We start from the raw sequence: 6,612 nt of genomic DNA on the forward strand, positions 1-6,612 counted from the left end.
AGCGTCCGGTGTGCTGCTGAACTCGTCCGGTGTGAGACCCGCCGTGGACGTGATGACCACGGTGTCGCTGTGGCCGGACGATCCCGGTGCACTGCCGGGCGATGCGGATCGTGGCGTCGTCGCTCCTGTGCGGTCAGCGGATGGGCGCGGGCAGGGGCAGTCCGTTGCCGGCGAGCACGGTGCGCAGGCGATCGGGGTAGTCGGTGATGAGTCCGTCGACCCCGAGCTTGACGAAGTGGTCCATGGTGGCCGGATCGTCGACGGTCCACGGGATGACCTTGAGCCCGGCGCGATGCGCGTCGGCGACCATGCGAGCGTCCGGATACGGCGTGAACGACGGGTCGCCGATCGTGCCGTCCTGCGGTGTGCCCTGGACCGGTGAGATGGCCGTGACCCCCGGGATGGCCTTCGCCGTGCGCACCAGGTCACCGTCGAAGTCGTCGGCGTCGAGCCCGCCGAGCCAGGGCGATCGACCCGGCTGTCCAACCTGGAGGAAGTCCCTGTTGGTCAGCGCGATCAACGGCAGTCGTGGGTCGAGGCGATGCATCACGCGCAGGGCGCCCCAGTCGAAGCTCTCTATCGTGACCTGGCGCGCCAGGCCGGACCGGGCGATCTCCTGGTGGACGCGGGCCACGAACAGGTCGCGCGGCATCGTCTGCTCCGGTGAACCGGCCTCGACCTTGGTCTCGATGTTGAGGTGCACGCCCCACGCACGGCGCGACCGGATGAGGTCGAAGACCTCGCGCAACTCGATGATCCGGGCGCCGGGGACGCGTTGCTGGTCGGGGAACTGCGGGAGCTGTCGATATCCGCAGTCCAGGGTGCGGATCTGGGCCAGCGTGAGGTCCTTGATGTATTTGCCGACGTACGGGTACTGCGGGTCGGAGGTGAACGCCGGCCTGGTGTCGCGGCACTTGTCGCCGGAGATCTGCCGGTCGTGCGAGACGACCACCCGCAGGTCCCGGGTGACCTGCGTGTCGAGCTCGAGGGTGGTCACGCCCAGCCGCAGGGCCTTGTCGAAGCCGGCGATGGTGGACTCGGTGGTCAGGCCGATGCCGCCGCGGTGTGCCTGCAGGTCGAACACAAGTCCTCCCCTCGGACTGCTCGGGCGGGGCGCGGCGGACGCCGAGTCGGAACCGGCGACGGAGTGTCCGAAGGTCACCGCGCCCACCGTCAGGGTCACCGCGACCGCCGATCGGAGGGTGCGCCGGGTGAACACGGCACGACACCGTCGAACTGCAGCATGCATGGGCGTGACGCTAGGTCGCCAGGACCAACTCTTCGTCAACCCGGGATGGCCGTCGCCTGAACCCTGGTCTCAGCGCACGATGTCCTTGCCGAAGCACCGACTGAGGGGACTTGTGGCGAACTCACCGAAGGCGTCGATCGGGGAGTATCCGATCGCGAGGTAGAGCGCGATCGCCTCGGGCTGGCGGATGCCGGTCTCGAGCACGACGCTCGACATCCCACGTTCGGCCGCTCGCTCCTCCAGCGCCGCGACGAGTCGCGCGGCGATCCCGCGACGTCGTCCCGACGAAGCGACGAACATCCGCTTGATCTCGCCACGACCCCCACCGATGTCACGCAGACCCACGCACCCGACCGGAGCACCGTCGAGGCGCGCCACGAAGTACTCGGAATCGGCGACCACCGGATCGGGGTCGTAGTCGGGGTAGCGCTCGTTGAGGTCGGCGATGGTCGCGACCAGCAGGGCGACCAGGTCGGGATCGGTCGGATCGACGAGTCGGTCGATGGTCACCGACCCGGACGGTTCGGTCGGAGCAGCGGGGAGATCACCAGGATTCATCGAGGCAGCACGTTACGCGTGCCCGGCCCGGCCATCCGTTCCGCCTCGGGCCCGTGCCACCCGCTCTGCGACTCTCCGTCGGTCGCCGGAGAGAATGGTGGTCATGACCATCCGCACCCGACCGTTTGCCCAGGTCGACGTCTTCGCATCCGGCCCCATCTCCGGTAACCCGGTCGCCGTGGTGCTCGACGCGACGGATCTCGACGATCAGCAGATGGCCGCGTTCGCGCGGTGGACGAACCTGTCGGAGACGACGTTCGTGCTGCCCCCGGCCGACGCGTCGGCCGACTACCGGTTGCGGATCTTCACCCCCGGTGGCGAACTGCCGTTCGCCGGTCATCCCACGCTCGGATCGGCGCACGCCTGGCTGGAGGCCGGGAACAGCCCGCAGGGAGATGTCATCGTCCAGGAGTGCGGCGCGGGGCTGATCACGATCCGTCGAGACGGGGAGCGACTCGCGTTCGCTGCGCCGCCGCTGCGCCGATCCGGGCCGGTGGACGACGAGACCCTCGTCGAGATCTACACCGCGCTCGGCCTGACCCCGTCTGATGTGGTGGCCTCGAACTGGGTGGACAACGGCCCCGGATGGATCGGGTTGATGCTCACCTCGGGCGAGCGCGTGCTCGAGGTCCGCCCCGATTTCTCCGCACTCGGCGCACACGAGGTCGGACTCATCGGCGCCTACCGCGGAGACGGCGCCGGTACCGACTACGAGGTCCGGGCCTTCGCACCCGGCGACGGCGTTCCGGAGGATCCCGTCACCGGAAGCCTCAACGCCGGCTTTGCCACCTGGCTGCGCGCCACCGCAGAGATCCCCGCCCATTACGTCGCCGCGCAGGGGACGGCACTCGGTCGCGCCGGACGCGTGTTCGTCGACGACGACGGGTCGAACATCTGGGTCGGCGGCACCAGTGTGACGACGATCACCGGGACGGTCCACCTGTGAGCCGCAAGCCTCGACTGCCACCGCCGGATCCGCTGCCGCTCACCCCTCTGATCGACGCGCACACGCACCTCGCCGCCTGCGGTGGCCGCGATCCGGAATCCGTCGCCGCGATCCTCGATCACGCGCAGGCTGTCGGTGTCCGTGCGGTGGTCACGGTGGCCGACGACATGGTCGACGCACGGTGGGCCGTGGCCGCCGCGGAATGGGATGACCGTGCCCACGCGGCGACCGCGTTGCACCCGACCCACGCGGGCGACCTCACCGACGACACGGCCGAGGAACTGCGTGCGATGGCGCGTCATCCGCGGGTCGTCGCGGTGGGTGAGACGGGACTCGACTACTACTGGCTCGGCAAGTCCGACGACTGCGCCTCGAAATCCCAACAGCACGAAGCTTTTCGATGGCACATCGACCTCGCCAAGGAGGTCGGCAAGCCGTTGATGATCCACAACCGTGAGGCCGATCGCGACCTTCTCGACGTCCTCGCCGCCGAAGGTGCCCCGGAGACGGTGATCATGCACTGCTTCTCCGGTGATGAGGCCATCGCTCGGGAATGCGTGGAGAGGGGATACATGCTCAGTTTCTCCGGCACGGTCACCTTCACCAACGCCACCGGACTACAGGCCGCCGCGCGGATCGTCCCCGACGACCAACTCCTCGTCGAGACCGACGCACCGTTCCTGACCCCGCACCCGTACCGCGGACACCCCAACCAGTCGTATTGCCTGCCGTACACGGTGCGCGCGTTGGCCGACCTCAGGGACACCGACGCACAGACACTTGCCGGACATCTCACGGCCACCGCCGAGCGGGTTTACCGGATCGCTTTGCCATCGGTGTAGGCCGCCGTTATCCTTCTGTGATCCCGCCGAGTCCCGACGGATACCCCCGTCCCCGACCAGAAGTTGACGTGTGTCTTTTTTAGCCCGAATCAACGATTCCAACTCCACCAAGGTGCGAGTCGCCATCGCGGCGCTGCTGCTGACGCTCATCGCCGGCGGCGTGATGGGGATCGTGATGCACAAGACGGTCACCATCGATGTCGACGGGAAGAAGGTCACGGTCGCGACCATGCGGTCGTCGATCTCCGACGTCCTCGCCGATCAGGGCTACCACCCCGCGAAGGGTGATCTCGTGAGCCCCGCGCCGTCGGACGGTGTCGCCGACGGGCAGACGATCACCTTCCACCGCCTCAAGACGGTCGTGCTCGACGTCGACGGCCAGAAGCGCGAGATCAAGACCAACGCCGTCACCGTCGAGCAGGCGCTCGCGCAGCAGAACCTCGCCGCGCCGACGATCGACGTGGAGGCCCCGCGCTCCGAGACCCTTCCCGTGGACGGCGCCGCCGTGGCGGTCGTTCTGCCCAAGAAGGTCAGGCTCGTCGACGCGAAGGTGCGGTCGACCCCGGAGGTCGCCGCCAAGACGGTCGGGGAGTTGCTCGCCGACCTGGGCAATCCCCTGGCCGGCCAAGACGTGGTCACCCCGGCCGCCGACACCCCGATCGCGGCGAACATGGCCATCAACGTCACCCGGATCCGCACCGAGGATGTCACCGAGACCGAGCCGCTCAAGGCGCCGGACAAGGAGACCAAGGACCCGACCGTCATCACCGGCAAGCGCGTCGTGAAGACCCCGGGCAAGCCCGGCACCCAGAACGTCACCTATTCGGTCACCACCGTCAACGGCAAGGTGACCAAGCGGATCAAGACCGGCGCCGCCGAGGTCACTCCCGCCGTCGCCGCCGAGGTCAACGTCGGCACCAAGCCGGGTGCGCCGTTCGTGCCGGTCGGATCGGTCTGGGACCAGCTGGTGCAGTGCGAGTCGACTGGCAACTGGGCCATCAACACCGGCAACGGTTTCTACGGCGGCGTCCAGTTCGACCAGAACACCTGGGACCGCTGGGGCGGACAGGAATTCGCGCCGCGCGCCGACCTGGCCACCCGCGAGGAGCAGATCTTCGTCGCCGAGAAGACACTCGCCGCGCAGGGCTGGGGCGCATGGCCGTCCTGCTCGTCGAAGTTGGGCCTTCGCTGAGCCCCACACCACCGCGTCTGCTCGGGCCGGTCCAGGTCCGTTCGCTCGCCGAGGAGCTCGGGATCCGTCCCACCAAGACCCTGGGGCAGAACTTCGTCCACGACGGCAACACGGTGCGTCGGATCGTCTCCGCCGCCGGGGTCGACTCCGCCGATGTCGTGCTCGAGGTCGGACCGGGTCTGGGATCACTCACGTTGGCGCTGCTGGGCGTGGTCGGTGGGGTGATCGCGGTCGAGATCGACCCCGTCCTGGCCGGGGCGCTGCCGACGACCGTGGCCGAATACGCCCCCGATCACACTGATCGGCTCACCGTTGTCGAGGCCGACGCGCTGAGCATCACTGCCGACGATCTGCCCGCGGCGCCCACCGCGGTCGTCGCCAACCTGCCCTACAACGTCGCGGTGCCGGTGCTGCTGCATCTGCTGGCGACGTTCCCGTCGATCCGGACGGTGTTGGTGATGGTGCAACTCGAGGTGGCCGAACGACTCGCGGCCGGACCCGGCGGACGGATCTACGGGGTGCCGAGCGTCAAGGCGCGCTTCTTCGGGACGGTGAAACGTGCGGGGACCGTCGGCGCGGGGGTCTTCTGGCCCGAGCCCAAGGTCGAATCCGGTCTGGTGCGCGTGGACCGACTCGAGATGCCGTGGGACACCGACGACGCGACCCGACGACCGGTCTACGCGGTCATCGACGCCGCCTTCGCCCAGCGCCGCAAGACGTTGCGTGCCGCGCTGGCCGGGTGGGCCGGGTCGGCCACCGAGGCCGAACGCCGACTCCGGGCCGCCGACATCGACCCGTCGTTGCGCGGCGAGCGCCTCGAGGTGGCCGATTTCGTGCGCCTCGCCGGTTCGTCCTAGCTCGCCGCGCCCAGTAGTCTTGGCAGTCGTGCTCTCCGTCGTTCCCCGCCCGGTCACTGTCCGGGTCCCCGCCAAGATCAACCTGCACCTCGGTGTCGGTGACCTGCGCGATGACGGTTATCACGAACTCGAGACCGTTTTCCAGGCCGTCTCGCTGACCGACGAGATCTCGATCGTGCCCGCCGAGACGCGCAGCATCGTCGTGCGCGGTGACAATGCCGCCGTCGTGCCGACCGATCACCGGAACCTGGCGTGGGCTGCCGTCGACGCCATGGCCACCGCCACCGGACACGTCGGCGAGGTCGCCATCGAGATCACCAAGGGCATCCCGGTCGCGGGCGGTATGGCCGGCGGCAGCGCCGACGCGGCCGCCGTGCTGGTCGGCCTGGCCCGGCTGTGGCGCGTCGAACCCACCCGCGACGAGATGTACGCGATGGCCGCCGATCTCGGCAGTGACGTCTCGTTCTCACTGCACGGTGGTACAGCACTCGGCAGCGGCCGCGGCGAGAACCTGATGAGCGTGCTCTCGCGCGGCGACTTCCACTGGGTCATCGCGATCGCCGGCGGCGGATTGAGCACACCGGACGTGTACCGCGAGCTCGACACCCTGCGTCGGAACGAATCCCTCTCCCGCGCTGCGCATCCGGATGAATTGCTGCAGGCGCTCGCCGCGGGTGACCCGCGACGGCTGGCGCCGCTGCTGCGCAACGACCTGCAACCGGCCGCGGTGTCGCTGATGCCGACCCTGCGCCGGACCCTGCGCGCCGGTACCGACGCCGGCGCGATCGCGGGCATCGTCTCGGGTTCCGGCCCGACGTGTGTGTTCCTGTGCACCGACTCCGACCACGCCGTCGACGTCGCCGCCGAACTGTCCGGGGCCGGGGTGTGCCGATCGGTGCGTATCGCCTCCGGTCCGGTCCCCGGCGCGCGGCTCGTCGACGACGACGTGTGATGCGTCGCCCCCTGCC

7 protein-coding genes are annotated in these 6,612 nt (G+C 69.2%); 5 read left to right on the forward strand and 2 right to left on the reverse strand.

All coding sequences use genetic code 11. The features are described 5' to 3' along the window. Positions 1 to 133 precede the first annotated feature (133 nt). The gene (locus JHC79_RS07855) at positions 134 to 1,249 is read right to left on the reverse strand and encodes a glycerophosphodiester phosphodiesterase family protein (RefSeq protein WP_296389599.1); all 1,116 of its coding nucleotides are present in this window, start codon (positions 1,247 to 1,249) and stop codon (positions 134 to 136) included. A 69-nt stretch (positions 1,250 to 1,318) separates the two neighbouring features. Further along, a complete protein-coding gene (locus JHC79_RS07860) occupies positions 1,319 to 1,807 on the reverse strand; it encodes a GNAT family N-acetyltransferase (protein ID WP_296389600.1) in 489 nt (162 codons plus the stop codon). A gap of 103 nt (positions 1,808 to 1,910) precedes the next feature. On the opposite strand from JHC79_RS07860, the gene JHC79_RS07865 reads away from it, so the two are divergent. From JHC79_RS07865 to JHC79_RS07885, 5 genes are all read left to right on the forward strand, one after another. Further along, the gene (locus tag JHC79_RS07865) at positions 1,911 to 2,753 is read left to right on the forward strand and encodes a PhzF family phenazine biosynthesis protein (RefSeq protein WP_296389601.1); all 843 of its coding nucleotides are present in this window, start codon (positions 1,911 to 1,913) and stop codon (positions 2,751 to 2,753) included. Continuing rightward, the gene (locus JHC79_RS07870) at positions 2,750 to 3,595 is read left to right on the forward strand and encodes a TatD family hydrolase (protein ID WP_296389602.1); all 846 of its coding nucleotides are present in this window, start codon (positions 2,750 to 2,752) and stop codon (positions 3,593 to 3,595) included. Before JHC79_RS07865 ends, JHC79_RS07870 begins: the two co-directional genes overlap by 4 nt. Positions 3,596 to 3,665: 70 nt before the next feature. Continuing rightward, the gene (locus JHC79_RS07875; protein ID WP_296389603.1) at positions 3,666 to 4,787 is read left to right on the forward strand and encodes a resuscitation-promoting factor; all 1,122 of its coding nucleotides are present in this window, start codon (positions 3,666 to 3,668) and stop codon (positions 4,785 to 4,787) included. Beyond that, positions 4,751 to 5,644: a 16S rRNA (adenine(1518)-N(6)/adenine(1519)-N(6))-dimethyltransferase RsmA gene (gene rsmA, locus JHC79_RS07880; protein ID WP_296389604.1), complete on the forward strand. Its 894-nt coding sequence runs from the start codon at positions 4,751 to 4,753 to the stop codon at positions 5,642 to 5,644. The genes JHC79_RS07875 and rsmA overlap by 37 nt, the downstream gene beginning before the upstream one ends. 28 nt (positions 5,645 to 5,672) lie before the next feature. After that, positions 5,673 to 6,596 carry a 4-(cytidine 5'-diphospho)-2-C-methyl-D-erythritol kinase gene (locus tag JHC79_RS07885; protein WP_296389605.1) on the forward strand — a complete coding sequence of 308 codons (924 nt, stop codon included), beginning with the start codon at positions 5,673 to 5,675 and terminating at the stop codon, positions 6,594 to 6,596. Positions 6,597 to 6,612: the final 16 nt, after the last annotated feature.

Origin of the sequence: Williamsia sp. (assembly GCF_016462415.1) — a bacterium.
In the GTDB taxonomy this organism is placed as follows: domain Bacteria; phylum Actinomycetota; class Actinomycetes; order Mycobacteriales; family Mycobacteriaceae; genus Williamsia_A.

Coding starts and splice junctions, on each gene's coding strand:
- JHC79_RS07855 (WP_296389599.1), bottom strand. CDS start 1,249: ATGCATGCTGCAGTTCGACGGTGTCGTGCCGTGTTCACCCGGCGCACC.
- JHC79_RS07860 (WP_296389600.1), bottom strand. CDS start 1,807: ATGAATCCTGGTGATCTCCCCGCTGCTCCGACCGAACCGTCCGGGTCG.
- JHC79_RS07865 (WP_296389601.1), top strand. CDS start 1,911: ATGACCATCCGCACCCGACCGTTTGCCCAGGTCGACGTCTTCGCATCC.
- rsmA (WP_296389604.1), top strand. CDS start 4,751: ATGGCCGTCCTGCTCGTCGAAGTTGGGCCTTCGCTGAGCCCCACACCA.